A 16,929-nucleotide genomic window follows, 5' to 3' on the forward strand; every position below is an offset into this window, starting at 1 on the left:
CGAGGGATTCCCATTCCTCGTTTTTTTTATATATTCCGTATAAATTAACCAACTTGAACCTTCACTTTTCAAATCGCTATGTGCTCAACGCAACGCTCATTATTTGCTGGCTAGCCACCGCTTTTATAGGTTTTAATGGTTTTTTTAAATCTCATGATTTACTGACAGTTTCTTTATTTAATTATCACATTCCGGACGCATTGACTTTTTTACTAGCTGTAATGATGTTCTCATTACCAGTTACAGGACTATTTATTAATGTAAGAATAGCCAAGTGGCTGCTTGTTATTTCAGTCTTTTTATACCTAGTCCTTATTGTCTTCGACTTGCACAGATTGACTCCATACATGATTGTCTATCTAGGTGTATTTGCGGCACTTATTTTACTCAAATACGACTCCAGCATTCTATACACCGCATTACTGATCATCGCTTCTGGAATTTATATATTTAGCGGTTTACACAAACTCAACATAGGTTTTGTCATAGATATTGCACCACGCTTTTGGTTGTATTCCTTGCCATTTAATTACACTAATACCATAGGATATGGTTTTGCCATCATAGAAATAGTTGCTGGATTATTACTGCTGTTACCGCTTACGCGAAAACTTGCTTGCATCCCACTCCTCCTACTACACACTCTGATTATATGGAAACTAGGACCGTGGAAACTGGACTGGAACTCGATCGTATTGCCGTGGAATTTCTTGATGATCGTGATCTTAATTTACCTGTTTAGAAAAAGTGCTTTATCGACATTTAGAATAGGTTCTGCTCAACCCATTATGATTGTTTTAGGAGTTTTCTTTTGGTTGTTGCCAGCACTTTCACAAATCATATGGATTCCTGAGAACTTGAGCATGATGCTTTATTCGGGGAAATCAAAAAGTGGTTATCTCGTACTGAATGATCATATGGATCGGTTATCATCCTACGACCGCATTCCTGAAAAAGAAAAAATGCTCATCAGCCTGCAACGTCTTTCCATGGAAGAACGCGGTATTGCCATACATCCAGAACTAAAGATTTACGATAAAATATTAGAAAACTTCAAGTCCAAAATCCCGCAAACAGACCGTATTTATTATATAGATCCCAATAAAATAGCCGAAAAACTATGAACGCCATCAATCTTAAAGAAAAGCTGAGTTTATTCAAAGAGCAGTGGACTCCTAAAATTATAGGGGAGCTCAACGGTCAACAGGTAAAACTAGCCAAACTTCAGGGCGAGTTTGTCTGGCACGATCACAAAAATGAAGATGAATTGTTTTACGTCATCAAAGGTCAATTACTTATAGAACTAAAAGATAAAACCATCACTTTAAATGAAGGGGACCTTTACATCGTACCCCGCGGTGTAGCACACAAACCTATCGCTCACGAAGAAGTTCATGTCATGCTATTTGAACCTGCAATGATCAAACATACCGGTGACGTACAACATGAGTTTACTAAAGAAAAACTGGACTGGATTTGATCAATTCGAACTCGAACTCGAACTCGAAAGTGAACATCGAATTAAAGAACATAGATCAAAGAATAATCATTAACGAATTTGAATGGGTTATTCGCTGGAAAACCTATAAATAATTAAATCGAGATCAAATTACACCAAAACCATTTTACAACGACCTGACTTTTTAAAGTCATTTTCTATCTGAATTCAAGTTTGATTTTGACTTTCTTTTTGATTTTACTTTTACTTACGCAGCAAGGTTAAACTCTCTCTTAAACTAGAAAAACTAGGTGTTTTATCAGTGTATTCTTGACGCAATACTTTCTTTTCTTCATCTGTAGCTCCTATTTGTTCCAGCATATTGACCAGGTGCATTTTCATGTGTCCGGCTTGTATCCCTGTAGTTACTAAAGAATGTAAGGCAGCAAAGTTTTGAGCGAGCCCTGCAACCGCAGTTACCTTCATCAAATACTCAGCAGTAGGATTTCCTAAAATTTGTATGGCGAGTTTGGATAGTGGATGTAGGGATGTAAGCCCACCAACAGTTCCCAAAGCCAGTGGAAAATCAGCTTCAAAGATAAAGCTGTCGTTTTCTATTCGCGCACGAGTAAGACTTCGGTATTGTCCATCTCTAGAAGCAAAAGCATGCACTCCAGCCTCAACGGCTCTAAAATCATTTCCTGTAGCAATGACTACCGCATCAATGCCATTCATGATTCCTTTGTTATGGGTTACCGCACGATAAGGTTCTACGGTGGCAATGTCCACAGCACGGACAAATTTTCTGGCAAACTCTGCCCCAGTCACTCCATTAATAGTTCCTATCTCCTCTATTTTACAGGACACCGATACGTTTACAAGACAGTCGGGAACGTAATTGCTCAAGATGCTCATGATCACCTCTGGCACATCGCTTGAGAAGCCTTGAAATTCGGCCGCTTTTTGTCTTAAAGTCGTTGACAGTTGCTCGAGTGTGGTGTTGATAAAGTTAGCACCCATGGCATCACGGGTTTCAAAGGTGGCATGCAACTGGTAATAGCCTTCGAGGCTTTTGGTTTTATCTACTAAGCTCAATTCTTGAATACCGCCACCACGTTTTTTCATCGAGGCGTTGATTTGTTCTAGGGATTCTAATAATTCCGCTTTCGCGAAAGCGTAAAAAGCATCCATCTCACTGCCCAAACCATGATACATCAAATGTACTTGTCCAGATTTAAGAGTGCCTTTGATCTGTGTTTTAAAACCACCGCGATCCAGCCAAAACTTAGCGGCTTTACTCGCTGCAGCCACCACACTACTTTCTTCAATCGCCATGGGAATGGTGACCAATTCCTGATCGATTAAAAAATTAGGCGCAAGACCAAATGGAAAAAAGTAGTTGGTTACTGTATTTTCACTAAAACCGTCGTGAAGATCCTGTAATTTTTGATCTTCATTCCAGTATTGAATAAGCGTTTGTCGAGCCGTAGCGCTATCATCAAGGTGATGGGAAACCAGCCAATCTATCTTTTGAGATTTAGAAAGTTTTGAAAATCCAGTAACAGGTTGCATACATATAAAAATTGAGTCGCAAAGATACAATCGGTTAGGGAGAATTTACTCCTACAGGATAATCGCCTAAACCGTAGCTTTATTGGGATATTTTTAGTAAAATTGAGGTCACACGTAATTAAAACTAAGGAATGATTAAAAACTGCATGCTTTTATTGGCTTTTATATTTGTAAGTCAAAGCATTACCGCTCAGAAAAACATTAGTGTTGAAGATATTTATAAAGGAGAATTCCGCACAGAAGGGCTTCAATCTTTAGCCTCATTAAACAACGGGACTGAATATTTAGTTCTTAACTACAATAGAGACCAGACGCAAACCATAGATAAATACAGTTATCTCACTGGAGAAAAAACAGCAACCCTAGTTAATAGCGCAGACATCAAGCTTCCTATCAGTAATTATATTTTAAGCAGTGATGAGAAGCAAATGATGATCATTTCTGAAAGCAACCAAATCTTCAGACGCAGTTCCTATGATAAGGTGCATGTTTTGGACCTAGAAACTAAAAAACTGACTTCTTTAAGTGACGAGTTCGTTAGAAGCCCTTCTTTCTCTCCAGATGGTAAGAAAGTAGCTTATGTTTTTGAAAACAATATCTACTATAAGGACTTGACAACAGGAGTATTAGTTCAAGTGACTCAGGATGGTGTCACTAATGAATTAATTAATGGAGTTACAGACTGGGTATATGAAGAAGAATTTGCTTTTGTAAAGGCCTATGAGTGGAGTCCTAATAGTGAGCAGATTGCTTTTATCTCTTTTGACGAAAGTGATGTTCCTGAATTTTCTATGGATATTTACGGAAAGGATTTGTATCAGTACCCTGAAGTATTTAAATATCCAAAAGCTGGAGAAAACAATGCCGTTGTCGCATTGCACCAGTTTACTTTAGCTACAGGAACAAGACAAGAAGTTTCTTTAGGACGTAATGAAGAATTTTATATAGCCAGAATCAATTACTCTCCTAATGGCCAACTTGCTGCCCAATTATTGAACAGACATCAAGATGTTTTGGATTTCTTTTACGTTAACCCTGATGGAACATCAAAAATCGCTTTTACTGAAAAGGATACGGCGTATATAGATGTTACTGACGACCTTACTTTCTTAAAAGATGGCAGCTTTTTATGGACCAGTGAAAAAGACAACTGGAGGCATATTTATCTATACGATGCCGATGGTAAAGAAAAACGCCAAATCACAAAAGGAAACTGGGACGTTACTTCTTATTATGGTTATGATGACAATTCAAAAAGCGTTTACTTTCAAAGCACAGAAGATGGCTCTATCAATAGAGGCATTTATTCCATCTCTTTAAAAGGAAAGAAAAAGAAAAAACTCTCTTCTGAAACAGGTACCAACTCTGCTTCATTTAGTAAAAACTTTACCTATTATATCAATACATTTTCAAGTGCTACTGCTCCACCTGTATACACATTGAATAATGCAGAGGATGGCAAATTAGTGCGAGAGATCAAAAACAACAATAATCTTCAACTCAAATTGAAGGATTATATAGTAGCCCAAAAAGAATTTTCTACCATTAACATCAATGGCAATGATTTGAACATGTGGACTATGAAGCCTCAAGGCTTTGATCCTAACAAAACCTATCCGTTATTCATGACACAATACAGCGGTCCTGGCTCACAATCTGTAGCTAACGGCTGGTACGGTGCAAATGACTATTGGTACAGTATGCTAGCTAATCAAGGTTACATAGTCGTATGTATAGATGGACGTGGAACTGGATTCAAAGGAGCCGACTTTAAAAAAGTGACTCAAAAAGAATTGGGAAAATATGAAGTAGAAGATCAAATCGCAGCTGCTAAGAAATTAGGTGCTATGAATCACATCGATGCGAGCCGCGTAGGAATTTGGGGCTGGAGTTATGGTGGGTTTATGAGTTCTAATTGCTTATTAAAGGGTAATGATACTTTTAGCATGGCAATAGCTGTGGCACCGGTAACTAACTGGAGGTTCTACGATTCGATTTATACCGAACGATACATGACGACTCCACAAGAGAATGCCAGTGGTTATGATGAAAACAGCCCGATCAATCACGTAGATAAATTAAAAGGGAAGTACCTTTTAATTCACGGTAGTGCTGATGATAATGTACATGTTCAAAACACCATGAGAATGGTAGAAGCATTGGTGCAAGCTAACAAGCAATTTGACTGGGCCATCTACCCAGACAAAAATCATGGGATTTATGGTGGGAACACCAGAATCCACTTGTACAACAAGATGACCAATTTTATTAAAGAGAATTTATAATCACAACCCCCAACTAACCCCAATTATATGTCAAATGCAATTAAACAAAAAGAACTATTCGGTCATCCAGTAGGTCTGTACATTTTATTTCTTACAGAAATGTGGGAGCGCTTTTCTTATTATGGAATGCGTGCCATACTCGTATTATATTTAACGAGCGAGACCCTTTCTGACAATCCAGGTTTAGGCTGGACAGATGGGAGAGCACTTGCTTTATACGGATGGTATACGATGTTAGTTTATGTAGCGTCCATACCTGGTGGAATAATAGCAGATAAAATAATAGGTCAGAAACGATCTGTCCTTTATGGAGGTTTATTGTTATGTGCAGGACATGGTGTTTTATCTATTGAGCAAAACTGGGCCTTTTATACAGGACTAGCTCTCATTGTTGCTGGTGTTGGTCTTTTAAAACCAAACATTTCCACTCTTGTAGGTGGTTTGTACGAACCAGGAGACGATAGAAGAGATAAAGGATTTAGTATTTTTTATATTGGAATTAATGTAGGGGCTGCTGCGGCGTCCATTATTGTTGGTTTAGTAGCCAAATCATACGGATGGCATGCTGGTTTTGGATTAGCTGCTATTGGTATGGCATTAGGTCAAGTGGTGTATATGTTTGGTCAAAAGCACTTGAGCCACGTGGGTAACAAACCCGCAAAAGCTGTGAAAAATGACGGTAACGTCTCCATTGCACAACTGTTTAAAAATATGATAAGCAACAAAGGATCGCTAGCTGCATGGGTTCTTTTAACTATCGCCTCATTAGCCGCTCTTTTTATGTGGGACTGGGCTTATGGACTGTTGTTCTTGTTTTTATCTTTTGTCGTTGGTATGATGATGGCTATTTTTCAAGATCTAGACACTCAAATTGACAAAGACCGCTATGTGGTCTTATTGCTTTCATTTTTAATTGTAATTGTTTTTTGGGGCGCCTTTGAGCAAGCCGGAGGATTAATGAATCTATATACGCAAACCAAGACAGATCGATTCTTTTTAGGATGGGAAGTTCCTAGTGCGTTGATGCAAGCATTTAACCCTATGTACATTATCATTTTTGCAATACCTGTGGCAAGTGCCTGGATATGGTGGAAAAACCGTGGTAACGAAGCTTCTTCATTATTTAAAATGGCTTTTGGAGTTATTGTGATGGGACTTGGATTTGTTTTTATGATAGGTGCCTCTTTACAATATGAAGAATTAGGAGAATCGGCATTGTATTGGCTTGCCTTAGCCTACTTACTTCACACGTTAGGAGAATTATGTGCTTCTCCGGTAGCCTTATCTTTTATCACAAAATTAGCTCCCATAAGATATGGAGCACTGATGATGGGTGTGTATTTTGCAGCAACAGGATTAGGAAATAAAGTAGCAGGAATTATAGGGGAAAGCGCAGAAGGAGCAGGTGAGTTAACCGTATTTACAAGCATCACTGTTTTCTGTGTTGTTTTTGGCTTACTAGTAATCGCTTTGCTTAAACCTTTAAAGCGCTTAACCCACGGAGCAGAAGATAAAAACAAAGAGCAACTCGAACAAGAAGGCTATGAACTTGCTGACACTGAAATCAACTAAAAATCCTGTTTTAATAAATAATAAACACGGATATATAGAATGTCATTTGAATATTATATTTTTAACAAAAAACACACTACTTCGGTGTGTTTTTTGCTTTAATAGAAGTTGTAAATTTGTTTTATGAAATTATTCACTATAGTATTTCTGTTTATTTCGGCTTTTGGCTTTTCTCAAGTCAACTGGATGAGTATGAATGATGCCCTTGCTGCACAGAAAAAAGAACCTCGTAAAATTTTGATGAAATCCTACACAGACTGGTGTCCTAATTGTAAATGGATGGATAAGTACGCTTTCGCGAAAGCAGATATCGCCACATACATCAACGAGAACTATTACCCCGTAAAATTTAATGCCGAAGGAAGTGAAGTGATCAACTACAAAGGTGCTACCTACGCTAATCCGCTTAAAAAGCGCAACGATCGCGCGCAACATCAATTTGCTGAATTTATAAGAATATTTGAATATCCTACACTGGTATTTTTTGATGAAAAAGGAACCATTATCAATCCAGTTCCTGGCAAATTAGATGCTAAAAAGTTGGAAATCTACATCACCATGCTCGCAGACGAGACTTATAAGTCCATCAACACGGGGAAAAAATGGAACGATTACCAGCGTGATTTTAAATACAAACTACAAGATTAATCGACTGCTACCGCTCCTTCTTCATAGGTGTTTAAAAACCTAATGTTCCTTTGATCACAAGTGACTTTCCAAGCCTCTATTAAATGGCGATAATTAGAACCGTCAGCGATAATCATTTTCGGTTGGGTGTCTAGAATAAGACGTTCGATGTTTATTTTGGGCGAGTGCGACAGCAAGACGTTAGCGTTCTTAATAGAAGTATCATAGACTCCATTTTCAGATATCACCACCAATTGTGCGTCTTTATAATGTACCATACTTTGTAAATCGGCTATAGAGAGTTTCTTGCCTCGATGATTTTCTATGTTTTTTAATCGCTCCAAACTAATAACCGCTCTTGTAGTATCCATGACATGTAAATCAGTAAGCAGTAGGGCTTGATCCTTATTGCTCAGACTGACCGCACTTCCTGTGGCTTGATGCAGTACTAAAAACTGCTCTTCACTGAAGGTATACTTTTCAAAAGCATGTATCCCTATCCAGAGTATTACAGATGCGAGACTGAGATGCAGCATCCAGTTGGGCTTTTTTAAGTAAAAACGTTCCTTTTTACTTCTTTTAAAATAAGGAACTACAAACAAAACCAAACCAAACAGAGCTGTATATATCAAAATGGTTTCCCACCAGGTGATGTAGATGTCTGTTATGATAAATGCATCCCAAGAGCTGATTGCAGCAACGGTTTCCATTATAAATTCCAGTAGTACATTTATAGCAGTCGTTAGCCAGTCGGTAGGAAGCCCGATCAACAATAAAAGAATCAACAACAACGCAGCACCTATAATGAATGGCAATAAGGGCAGCAGTAGCAGGTTACCAAGAATAAACAAGCCTGGAAACTGATGAAAATAAAACAGGCTCACTCCTGCTACTCCTATTTGAGCTGCAATAGTAACGGTACATATGCTCCAGAAAAAATCTTTGACCTTATTGGGCCAAGTCCATAATCCAGCCAGTACAGGCTGTATCAATACAATAGAAAATACCGCCATATAACTCAACTGAAAACCCACCTGAAACAGCAATCGTGGATCATAAACCAATAACACAAAAGCAGATAAGGTCAAACTGTGATAAACCGATCCTTTGCGTTTGAGGTTCATACCTATGGCCACAAAAGAAAACATAGTTACTGCTCGCATGATGGATGGTGACATTCCGGTGAGTAGAGCAAAGCACCATAGAAGAACAATAAGAACAGCACTTTGAATCCAGCGACCGTATTTGAGTCGCAAGATACTTTGAGTGAGAAATCTTAGAATCAATAGAATGATTCCAACATGCAAACCACTTAAAGCGAGAATATGTATCACCCCTGCATCTCTAAAGCTTTTGGTGAGCTCGGGATCAACATTCTGTCGTTGTCCTAAAACCAAAGCTTCTATCATCGCACGAGGACGCTCTTTTAAACTGGATGCCGTTAGTTCCTTTAGAATGGTATTTCTGACACCCAAGAGCACATCTGCTCTTTCAGGACCCCTCTCATCACTCCATATACGAGTTGGATCTGCATAAATCTGACCATAGACATCAATAGACTTCAAATAGGCTCTGTAATCAAAATCACCTGGGTTACGTGCAAATGCTGGTAAACCTATATGCTCATAAACCACTAGCCTATCGCCTACCTGGTAACCTAAACTGTCAGATCTTTTAAATAACACCAATGCTTTTCCTGAAACCTCTTGCTGCCCCAAAAACAATACCTCAGCATAAAAACGATCATTAAATGTATTGGAAGTCAATCGTTGTTTTAGCTCAAGAGAAATAACTTGGTCTTCACCTTGTACCCGCTTATTAATAAAATGATTACTTGTTAGCTGATTACGGTACTGCAGATGAATTCCTCCTAGAAAAAAGAAAAAGCAGTAAACAGCTACTGCAAAGAATGTTTTTGAAAAAAATGAATACTTGTTGATGAGCAAGGAAAATAAGGCGATCAAAAAAGATATGCCCAAGCAGTATAGATAAGCCTCTGCAGGGAATTCTATACCCCTAGAAAAAATAATTCCTGCGATAAGAAAAAATAAAATTCTATAAAATGGATAATCAAGCCAGCGCATGATTAAATATACCTAATCTATTTTAATCGATTCTTCCAGCTCTTAAGAAAGCATCTATCCAATAGGCTTCGTTCAAAGTAGACGTCATCACACCTCTCGATGTAGTGGAATGTATGAATTCAATTTCTCCAGGAGTTACTCTTGTAATCAGTGCAACATGATTGACCTGTCGCTTGTTTTTACCAGTGGCAAAGAATAGAAAATCTCCCTTCCTCACCTGATCCAGATCCAGCGCATCAGCTTTTAAATAAATAGAACGGCTGCTCCGCGGTATACTTTTGCCAGCTTCTTCAAAAGCCGTAGAAATCAAACCACTGCAATCCATTCCTTTTGCAGTAGTGCCTCCATAACGGTATTTCACTCCTTTATATCGCATCGCATTTTCCACTATTTGGTCTATAAAAGGAGTGCTTTCTGCATAGGGCTTGTCATTTGATTCTACCTCCAGTTGCACTTCTTCTATTTCCTCTATCTCCGTTTCGTCGCCATATGTTGTAGGGCTTTTATAAACACCGGCTCTCGGTGCCTTTACAGCTTCCTTTTTAGTTGTAATTACGCTAGGCCTAGAACTTCCACAAGAAGTTAGTCCTAAGGAAAGCAGTAAGACTACTGACGATAAAACTATAGAAACAGATTTTTTATTGCTGTTGTTTTGCTTTCTATTTGTTCCGCTTTCGCGAAAGCGGAATAAAAAAAAACTGATGCCATACTTGCGATAAGAAAGTGGAATGATTAAACGCATACTACCCGTTAAATTTCAAAATATTGTGTATAAAATTAGAATTCCTTTTAGGTCCAACCAAAGTAAAACATACCAGCATAACATCTGTTAGAATTCTATATTTATGGAGAATAAGACAGAAAAGAACTGATTTGTAAACGACATATAGATATTTTATTGTTGTAATTTCTTTATATCTGCATATATCATACCAGCGGTATTCTCACTGGCTCCAATGCCCCCTAACTTTTTTTCCAATTCATAATAATCTGCAAAAATGCGGTTGCGCTGCGTAGGATTGAGGATTAGATCCAATTCTTTTTGCAGTGTTTTCTTGTTGAAGTGCGACTGTATCAACTCCGTAACTACTGGTTGATCCATGATAAGGTTTACCAGTGATATGTAATCCAGTTTGACAATACGTTTAGCAATGTTATAGCTTATGGAACTTCCCTTATAACAAACTACTTGAGGCACTTTAAAAAGTGCGGTTTCCAGCGTTGCCGTTCCTGAGGTAACTAATGCCGCATGGCATAAACTCATCAAATCATAGGTGCGGTTCATGACTAAAGTTACCGGATAGTCCTTGAGGTAACCGCTATAAAAAGACTCGTCCTGACCTGGTGCTCCAGCGATAATGAATTGGTAACCTGGATAACGATCTACCATTTCCAGCATGACGCTCAACATTTTTTTAATTTCTTGTTTACGACTTCCTGGCAACAGTGCAATTAAGGGTCTGTCATCCAGGTGGTAAGTAGCAAGGAATTTAATATGATCTACGGTCTTTCTTTGCGCGATGGCATCAATTAAGGGATGCCCTACAAAGTGAACTGGGAATTGATGTTTTTGCTCGTAAAAATCCTTTTCAAATGGTAAAATCACATACATCTGATCAACATCCCTTTTGATGGCTTTGATGCGACCTTCTTTCCATGCCCATATTTGTGGAGAAATATAATAATGATTTCGGTAGCCTTTGATTTTGGCCCATTTCATGATCCTAAAATTGAACCCCGGATAATCGATATAGATCATCGCATCTGGCTGAAAATCTTCAATATCTTCCTTGCAAATTCTGATGTTTTTAAGAATGGCTTTTAAATTGCTCAACACTTCTACAAAGCCCATAAAGGCGAGCTCTTTATAATGTTTTACAAGGCTTCCACCTTCGGCCTGCATTAAATCGCCACCCCAAAACCGAAACTCTGCCTCTGGATCTTTGTTTTTGAGTTCTTTCATGAGCAACGCCCCATGAAGGTCACCACTCGCCTCACCTGCAATCAAATAATATTTCATAAGCTAGAATTCAAAATATAAAACTGCCAGTGCAGCAAGAATGGTAGCCAGTAATACCCCACGAGCTTCATATGGCTGCACGGGTTTTTTAAATTTCCCAATAGTTGAAGTGAGGAAAAAGAAAAATACCACTAAATTAAGTACGGCCCCTAAACCTATAAGCCCTCCTAAGAAACCTTGGCTATACCCTTCTTTGATGATGTACTCAAAGCCCTTATCTGTTGCAAAATAAACGTACAGATAAGTTCCTATGGTATTGGCAATAAGCCCAAATATAAATCCTTTTAAAATCTTAATTACCAAAATCCCATGTATTTAGTTCGCTTATATAGTGATGTGCGGTAAGATCATATTGGGTAGGAACAATAGAAATGTAATTATGAGCCAGTGCCCATTCATCGGTATCTTCACCTTTATCGTCATTAACAAATTTACCGGTAAGCCAGTAGTAGTCCTTACCATTTGGATTCGTGCGCTTGTCAAATTCTTCCACCCAATAAGCATTTGCCTGACGGCATATTTTTACTCCTTTGATTTCCTCTTTGGTAGCTTTTGGAATATTGACATTAAAAATGACTCCTTTTGCCATTCCTTTCTCTAGAACTTGCTCAATAATTTGTTTTACATACTCCCGAGATGAAGAGAAGTCTGCATCATGAGAATAATCACATAGAGAAAATCCTATGGCTGGAATTCCTTCTATACCTGCCTCCATGGCAGCACTCATCGTACCGCTATAAATCACGTTGATCGCGCTATTACTTCCGTGATTGATACCACTAAGGCATAGATCTGGTTTGCGATCGAGTATTTCATGACTTGCCATTTTCACACAATCTACAGGTGTACCGCTCGTCGTATATTCCTTATGGTCGTAATCGTGTTGTAAAAACTCCTTCACATAAAGCGTGTCGTTGATGGTTATCGCATGACCCATGGCACTTTGCGGGCTATCTGGAGCCACCACGACTACATCACCTAGCTCTCTAGCGATACTTATTAATGTTCTGATTCCTTTTGCGGTAATACCATCATCGTTAGTAACTAGAATGAGTGGTTTCTTTTTATTTTCCATAAGATATTTAAGGTGGTTAAAATTAAGTAAATTAGCCGTACCATGTAAGATTCTTACCTTACTTTAACCTTCTTAAATTGGCACGGTTTTTACATGCATAGAAAGAGACAAATGAAAATCCTTATGAATTTCCTAAAAAACAATTTTATACTGGCAGTTTTTACCCTACTTGTAGCAACAGCTAGCTGTAGTTTTACTAACGATACGGTAGACCCTGGAGATAAAGAAAAAGAACAGTTGCTGGTCAACTTGATTTCCCATGTTTTAAAAAGAAATCACTTTTCTCCAGCAGACTTAACAGATGAATTCTCAAAAGATATTTTTGATAATTACGTCAAAGACCTTGATCCTGGAAAAAGATATTTCCTAGAAAGTGACTATAAAGAATTTCAAGCCTATGAATATTTGATTGATGATCAAATACGTGATAGTAAAGTAGATTTATTCAATCTTACTTATGAAAGACTGCTGCAACGTCAAGAAGAATCTCAAAAGATATTTACAGAATTAATTAAGAAACCATTTGATTTTTCCATTGATGAAAGCATCAATACGGATTATGATAAAATCCCTTATTCAAAAAATAAAAAAGAATTAAAAGACCACTGGAGAAAACTTTTAAAGCTATCTGCTTTAGGAACTTATTACGATAAGGTGGAAGAACAAAAAGAAAATCCAGAAGAAGAGCAAAAGAGTCTTGTGGAATTAGAAAAAGAAACCAGAGCAGAGATTAAGAAATCAATGCTAGAGAACTTTGACCTCACTGACGATGTAGAGCGGTTGGACTATTTCTCTGTTTTTGTAAATACCATCACCACACATTTTGATCCTCACACTAATTTTTTCCCACCACAAACCAAAGATCGTTTTGACACCTCTATGAGTGGAAAGTTAGAAGGAATAGGAGCTAGACTTCAAAAGAAGATGGATTACATCAGTGTGTTAGAAATCATTTCTGGTGGACCGGCATGGAAAAGTGAACTGATTGAAGTAGGAGATAAAATCCTTAAGGTTGCTCAAGAAAACGACACTATGGCTACATCTATTGTAGGTATGAGAATAGGAGATGCGGTAGAACTGATCAAAGGACCTAAAGGAAGTAAAGTAATTCTAACGCTTAAAAAAGTAGACGGCTCTATTGAAGATATAACTCTTACAAGGGATATCGTTCAAATAGAAGAAACTTTTGCTAAGTCGGTTATAGGAAAAGACGATGCTTTTAGATTTGGGTTTATCAATTTACCTAAATTTTATTTTGACATGGAAGACCCTAGTGGGCGTGCTGCTGGTAATGATGTCTCTCAAGAAATTAAAAGGCTCAAGACCGAAGGTATGGACGGACTTATCATAGACCTGAGAAATAACGGCGGCGGTTCTTTAAGAGAGGTGATTGAAATGGCAGGATTATTTGTCGATAAAGGACCTGTAGTACAAGTTGCTTTAAAAGACAAAAGAACACGAACTTTAAGAGATAGCGACAGCGGTGAAATTCTCTGGGAAGGACCTTTAGTTATTATGGTCAATGAATTCAGTGCGAGTGCTAGTGAAATTCTTGCTGCTGCTTTACAAGATTATGACCGTGCAGTGATTATAGGAAGTAAGCAAACCTTTGGAAAAGGAACGGTACAGAATTTTGAAGACTTGAACCAATGGGTACGTAATAATGAATACGGAGACTTAGGAGCTATCAAGTTAACCACCCAAAAATTCTATAGAATTAATGGTGGGAGCACACAACTCGAAGGGGTGAAAAGTGATGTGGTAACCCCTGGAAGATACAGTTATATTTTAGTAGGAGAACGCGACGAGCAGTACCCTCTTCCTTATGATGAAATCCCAAAGGCTGAATATGACAAATTTACTGGTTATGCAAATCTATCCGAGTCCATTAAAAAGGCTCAGAAAAGAGTTGATGCAAATCCAAATTTTAAGCTATTGGATGAAAACGCAAAATGGTTGAGCAATCAAAGAGAAGATAATAACATTACTTTAAATTTTACCGCTTACAAAGAGCGTTTAGACCGCCTTGAAAAAGAAACAGAAAAATTTGAATCTTTATCTGACTATAAGAACACTTTAGATTTTGACATGCTCGCCTATGAGAAAGCATTAGTTAAAACTGACAGTGCTTTAGGAGACAAACGTGAAGCATGGATAAAGAATCTTAAAAAAGATGTTTATGTGGAAGAAGCTGTAAATGTTCTTAAGGATCTGCGCATGAATAATATCAAAAATGACAACAAGACTAAATGGAGTGTTAAGGACTAATGTCTTTTAAAACCACATCATTAAGTTCTCTAGCGCTCCAGAAGTTTAAAAAAAACTTCTGGGGCGTTTTGAGTTTTCTTATTATTCTATTTTATGCATTAGTTGCCATATTTGCATACGTCATAGCTCCAGACGATACGCAATACGCAAACCAAATGCACATTTCTATACATTCCCAACCACCAGGTTTTACTGTGGATATGTTAGCTCTTCCCTCAACTACCGCCGAAACTAGTTTTTGGGACTGGTGGAATGGAAAAAAATCTACCCTGCAAGAAATCCCTTATGCCGATTTAAAAATCGAGAAGGGCACTATTTTCTACCGGCCTTTTGATGTGGACGGTAAGGAACTCTCTTTTGTAGATGCAAATTTTAGCGTTGATAAGGATCTGGAATTGTCTCGCTTTCGCGAAAGCTACACCTCACAAAAAACATTTCTATTAGGTACCGACAAATATGGTCGTGATCTATTAAGTCGCATGATGATAGGGACGAGAATAAGTATCTCTATTGGTTTTGTAGCGGTGTTGATCTCCTTACTTATAGGTGTTTTTTTAGGAGCTATTTCAGGGTATTACGGCGGTAAAATAGATGCTGCCATCATGTGGCTGATCAATGTAACCTGGTCCATACCTACTTTACTGATGGTTATCGCTATTAGCATCGCATTAGGAAAAGGCTTTCTCACTGTTTTTATTGCAGTAGGGCTTACCATGTGGGTAGAAGTGGCACGTGTGGTGCGTGGACAGATGATTGTAGCCAAAGAATACCAATACGTAACCGCAGCAAAAGCTTTAGGCTTTGATAATTTTAGAATTATCACCCGACATATTTTACCTAACATCATGGCACCAGTCATTGTCATTAGTGCAGCAAATTTTGCAGCTTCCATACTTATAGAAAGTGGCTTGAGCTTTCTAGGATTAGGCGCACAACCACCAATGCCCAGTTGGGGCAGTATGATTAAAGATCATTATCAGTACATCATTCTTGACAAGGCTTATCTTGCCATAGTGCCAGGAATCGCAATCATGACTTTAGTAATGGCATTTATGCTCTTAGGAAATGCACTGCGAGACGCACTGGATGTAAAAACAAGTTAAATGAGAAAATACGTTTACCCATTAATCATTCTTGTCTGCGCAGCAGCTTACTATTTTTATGAGAATAAAGCTGTTAGCATCTATTCAAAAGAAAACCGCTCTCCAGAAGAACTTCTGAATGCTGATGTAAATGGTCGTGGGGCTAACTCCTTATCTCGAAAAGATTTCTTGCCCACATCTAAAAACCAAATTGTAAATCACCACACCTACAGTCTTTCTTATAACGAACAACACGAGCAAGCCGAATGGACGGCACATGTTTTAAGAGCTTCAGACATAATCAGTAGGGATTATAAAAGACCTTATTTTGAAATTGATGATCAAGTAACCACCGGTGCCGCTCACTGGCGCAATTACAAAAAGAGTGGTTATGACAAAGGACATCTCGTTCCTGCCGGCGATAGAAAATCAACCCAAGCCGCTTATGACGAAACTTTTTTAACCTCTAACATAAGTCCGCAGAGGCATGATTTTAATGCGGGTATCTGGAATACATTAGAACAAAAAACCAGGTATTATGCCCAGCGTTATGAGGAGCTTTATGTGATTACCGGTCCTGTCTTAAAAGAAGGTTTAAAATCTATAGGCACAGAAAAGGTATCGGTTCCAGAACAGTATTATAAAATCCTATATCGCTACGATGCTAATGGAGGTAAAATGCTCGCTTTTTTAATGCCGCATCAAGACACTAATACATCGATCTATGATTTTATCAGCAGTGTGGATGAGATCGAGAGATTAACTGGTACTGATTTTTTTTACCAACTTCCTGATGCTATTGAAAATCGATTAGAAGCTGGAAAAAGTGCTAAGGGCTGGTAGTCCTATTGTTATTGATGGTATGCTTTGATAGCAACAGCAGCTATATCATTTGTTGATTTAACA

At 38.1% G+C, this 16,929-nt stretch carries 14 protein-coding genes; 8 read left to right on the top strand and 6 right to left on the bottom strand.

The genetic code is table 11. The features are described from left to right. Positions 1-53: 53 nt before the first annotated feature. Together CW736_RS01910 and CW736_RS01915 are read left to right on the top strand one after the other, a co-directional pair. On the top strand, positions 54-1,124 hold the full coding sequence (locus CW736_RS01910) for a hypothetical protein (protein WP_101012306.1): 1,071 nt from the start codon (positions 54-56) through the stop codon (positions 1,122-1,124). Next, a complete protein-coding gene (locus tag CW736_RS01915) occupies positions 1,121-1,480 on the top strand; it encodes a cupin domain-containing protein (RefSeq protein ID WP_101012307.1) in 360 nt (119 codons plus the stop codon). Before CW736_RS01910 ends, CW736_RS01915 begins: the two co-directional genes overlap by 4 nt. A gap of 222 nt (positions 1,481-1,702) precedes the next feature. Here CW736_RS01915 and CW736_RS01920 read toward each other — a convergent pair whose 3' ends face one another. Continuing rightward, positions 1,703-3,010 (bottom strand): hydroxymethylglutaryl-CoA reductase, degradative, encoded by a 1,308-nt coding sequence (locus CW736_RS01920; RefSeq protein ID WP_101012308.1) that lies wholly within the window; start codon positions 3,008-3,010, stop codon positions 1,703-1,705. Positions 3,011-3,141: 131 nt separating this feature from the next. Here CW736_RS01920 and CW736_RS01925 point away from each other — a divergent pair, with 131 nt between their 5' ends. From CW736_RS01925 to CW736_RS01935, 3 genes are all read left to right on the top strand, one after another. Then, positions 3,142-5,295: a S9 family peptidase gene (locus CW736_RS01925; protein WP_101012309.1), complete on the top strand. Its 2,154-nt coding sequence runs from the start codon at positions 3,142-3,144 to the stop codon at positions 5,293-5,295. A 27-nt stretch (positions 5,296-5,322) separates the two neighbouring features. Then, positions 5,323-6,867, top strand: a complete 1,545-nt coding sequence (locus tag CW736_RS01930) for a peptide MFS transporter (RefSeq protein ID WP_101012310.1) — start codon at positions 5,323-5,325, stop codon at positions 6,865-6,867. A 123-nt stretch (positions 6,868-6,990) separates the two neighbouring features. After that, on the top strand, positions 6,991-7,515 hold the full coding sequence (locus tag CW736_RS01935; protein ID WP_101012311.1) for a thioredoxin family protein: 525 nt from the start codon (positions 6,991-6,993) through the stop codon (positions 7,513-7,515). Here the strand turns inward: CW736_RS01935 and CW736_RS01940 are convergent. From CW736_RS01940 to surE, 5 genes are all read right to left on the bottom strand, one after another. Beyond that, positions 7,512-9,578, bottom strand: coding sequence for a ComEC/Rec2 family competence protein (locus CW736_RS01940; protein ID WP_101012312.1), 2,067 nt, complete (start codon positions 9,576-9,578; stop codon positions 7,512-7,514). The two genes, CW736_RS01935 and CW736_RS01940, sit on opposite strands and share 4 nt — an antisense overlap. Positions 9,579-9,600: 22 nt before the next feature. After that, positions 9,601-10,320 carry a C40 family peptidase gene (locus CW736_RS01945; RefSeq protein WP_232735388.1) on the bottom strand — a complete coding sequence of 240 codons (720 nt, stop codon included), beginning with the start codon at positions 10,318-10,320 and terminating at the stop codon, positions 9,601-9,603. Between the two features lie 153 nt (positions 10,321-10,473). Next, a complete protein-coding gene (gene lpxB / locus CW736_RS01950; protein WP_101012313.1) occupies positions 10,474-11,598 on the bottom strand; it encodes a lipid-A-disaccharide synthase in 1,125 nt (374 codons plus the stop codon). 3 nt (positions 11,599-11,601) lie between these two features. Continuing rightward, on the bottom strand, positions 11,602-11,901 hold the full coding sequence (locus CW736_RS01955) for a hypothetical protein (RefSeq protein ID WP_232735389.1): 300 nt from the start codon (positions 11,899-11,901) through the stop codon (positions 11,602-11,604). Then, positions 11,891-12,673, bottom strand: a complete 783-nt coding sequence (surE, locus tag CW736_RS01960) for a 5'/3'-nucleotidase SurE (protein ID WP_101012315.1) — start codon at positions 12,671-12,673, stop codon at positions 11,891-11,893. The genes CW736_RS01955 and surE overlap by 11 nt, the downstream gene beginning before the upstream one ends. 111 nt (positions 12,674-12,784) lie before the next feature. Between surE and CW736_RS01965 the strand changes: the two genes are divergently transcribed. The 3 genes from CW736_RS01965 to CW736_RS01975 are packed head-to-tail and all read left to right on the top strand — an operon-like array spanning position 12,785 to position 16,866. Continuing rightward, the gene (locus tag CW736_RS01965; RefSeq protein WP_232735390.1) at positions 12,785-14,941 is read left to right on the top strand and encodes a carboxy terminal-processing peptidase; all 2,157 of its coding nucleotides are present in this window, start codon (positions 12,785-12,787) and stop codon (positions 14,939-14,941) included. Continuing rightward, complete coding sequence (locus CW736_RS01970) at positions 14,941-16,044, top strand: ABC transporter permease (protein WP_101012316.1); 1,104 nt, start codon at positions 14,941-14,943, stop codon at positions 16,042-16,044. Before CW736_RS01965 ends, CW736_RS01970 begins: the two co-directional genes overlap by 1 nt. Further along, positions 16,045-16,866 (top strand): DNA/RNA non-specific endonuclease, encoded by an 822-nt coding sequence (locus CW736_RS01975; RefSeq protein WP_101012317.1) that lies wholly within the window; start codon positions 16,045-16,047, stop codon positions 16,864-16,866. The last annotated feature ends 63 nt before the right edge of the window (positions 16,867-16,929 follow it).

The organism is Nonlabens sp. MB-3u-79 (genome assembly GCF_002831625.1).
Classification (GTDB): Bacteria; Bacteroidota; Bacteroidia; order Flavobacteriales; family Flavobacteriaceae; genus Nonlabens.

What these genes read in the sequence shown, in the direction of transcription:
- CW736_RS01915 (WP_101012307.1), top strand. Translation starts at nt 1,121, where the DNA reads ATGAACGCCATCAATCTTAAAGAAAAGCTGAGTTTATTCAAAGAGCAG.
- CW736_RS01920 (WP_101012308.1), bottom strand. Translation starts at nt 3,010, where the DNA reads ATGCAACCTGTTACTGGATTTTCAAAACTTTCTAAATCTCAAAAGATA.
- CW736_RS01925 (WP_101012309.1), top strand. Translation starts at nt 3,142, where the DNA reads ATGATTAAAAACTGCATGCTTTTATTGGCTTTTATATTTGTAAGTCAA.
- CW736_RS01930 (WP_101012310.1), top strand. Translation starts at nt 5,323, where the DNA reads ATGTCAAATGCAATTAAACAAAAAGAACTATTCGGTCATCCAGTAGGT.
- CW736_RS01935 (WP_101012311.1), top strand. Translation starts at nt 6,991, where the DNA reads ATGAAATTATTCACTATAGTATTTCTGTTTATTTCGGCTTTTGGCTTT.
- CW736_RS01940 (WP_101012312.1), bottom strand. Translation starts at nt 9,578, where the DNA reads ATGCGCTGGCTTGATTATCCATTTTATAGAATTTTATTTTTTCTTATC.
- CW736_RS01945 (WP_232735388.1), bottom strand. Translation starts at nt 10,320, where the DNA reads ATGCGTTTAATCATTCCACTTTCTTATCGCAAGTATGGCATCAGTTTT.
- lpxB (WP_101012313.1), bottom strand. Translation starts at nt 11,598, where the DNA reads ATGAAATATTATTTGATTGCAGGTGAGGCGAGTGGTGACCTTCATGGG.
- surE (WP_101012315.1), bottom strand. Translation starts at nt 12,673, where the DNA reads ATGGAAAATAAAAAGAAACCACTCATTCTAGTTACTAACGATGATGGT.
- CW736_RS01965 (WP_232735390.1), top strand. Translation starts at nt 12,785, where the DNA reads ATGAAAATCCTTATGAATTTCCTAAAAAACAATTTTATACTGGCAGTT.
- CW736_RS01970 (WP_101012316.1), top strand. Translation starts at nt 14,941, where the DNA reads ATGTCTTTTAAAACCACATCATTAAGTTCTCTAGCGCTCCAGAAGTTT.
- CW736_RS01975 (WP_101012317.1), top strand. Translation starts at nt 16,045, where the DNA reads ATGAGAAAATACGTTTACCCATTAATCATTCTTGTCTGCGCAGCAGCT.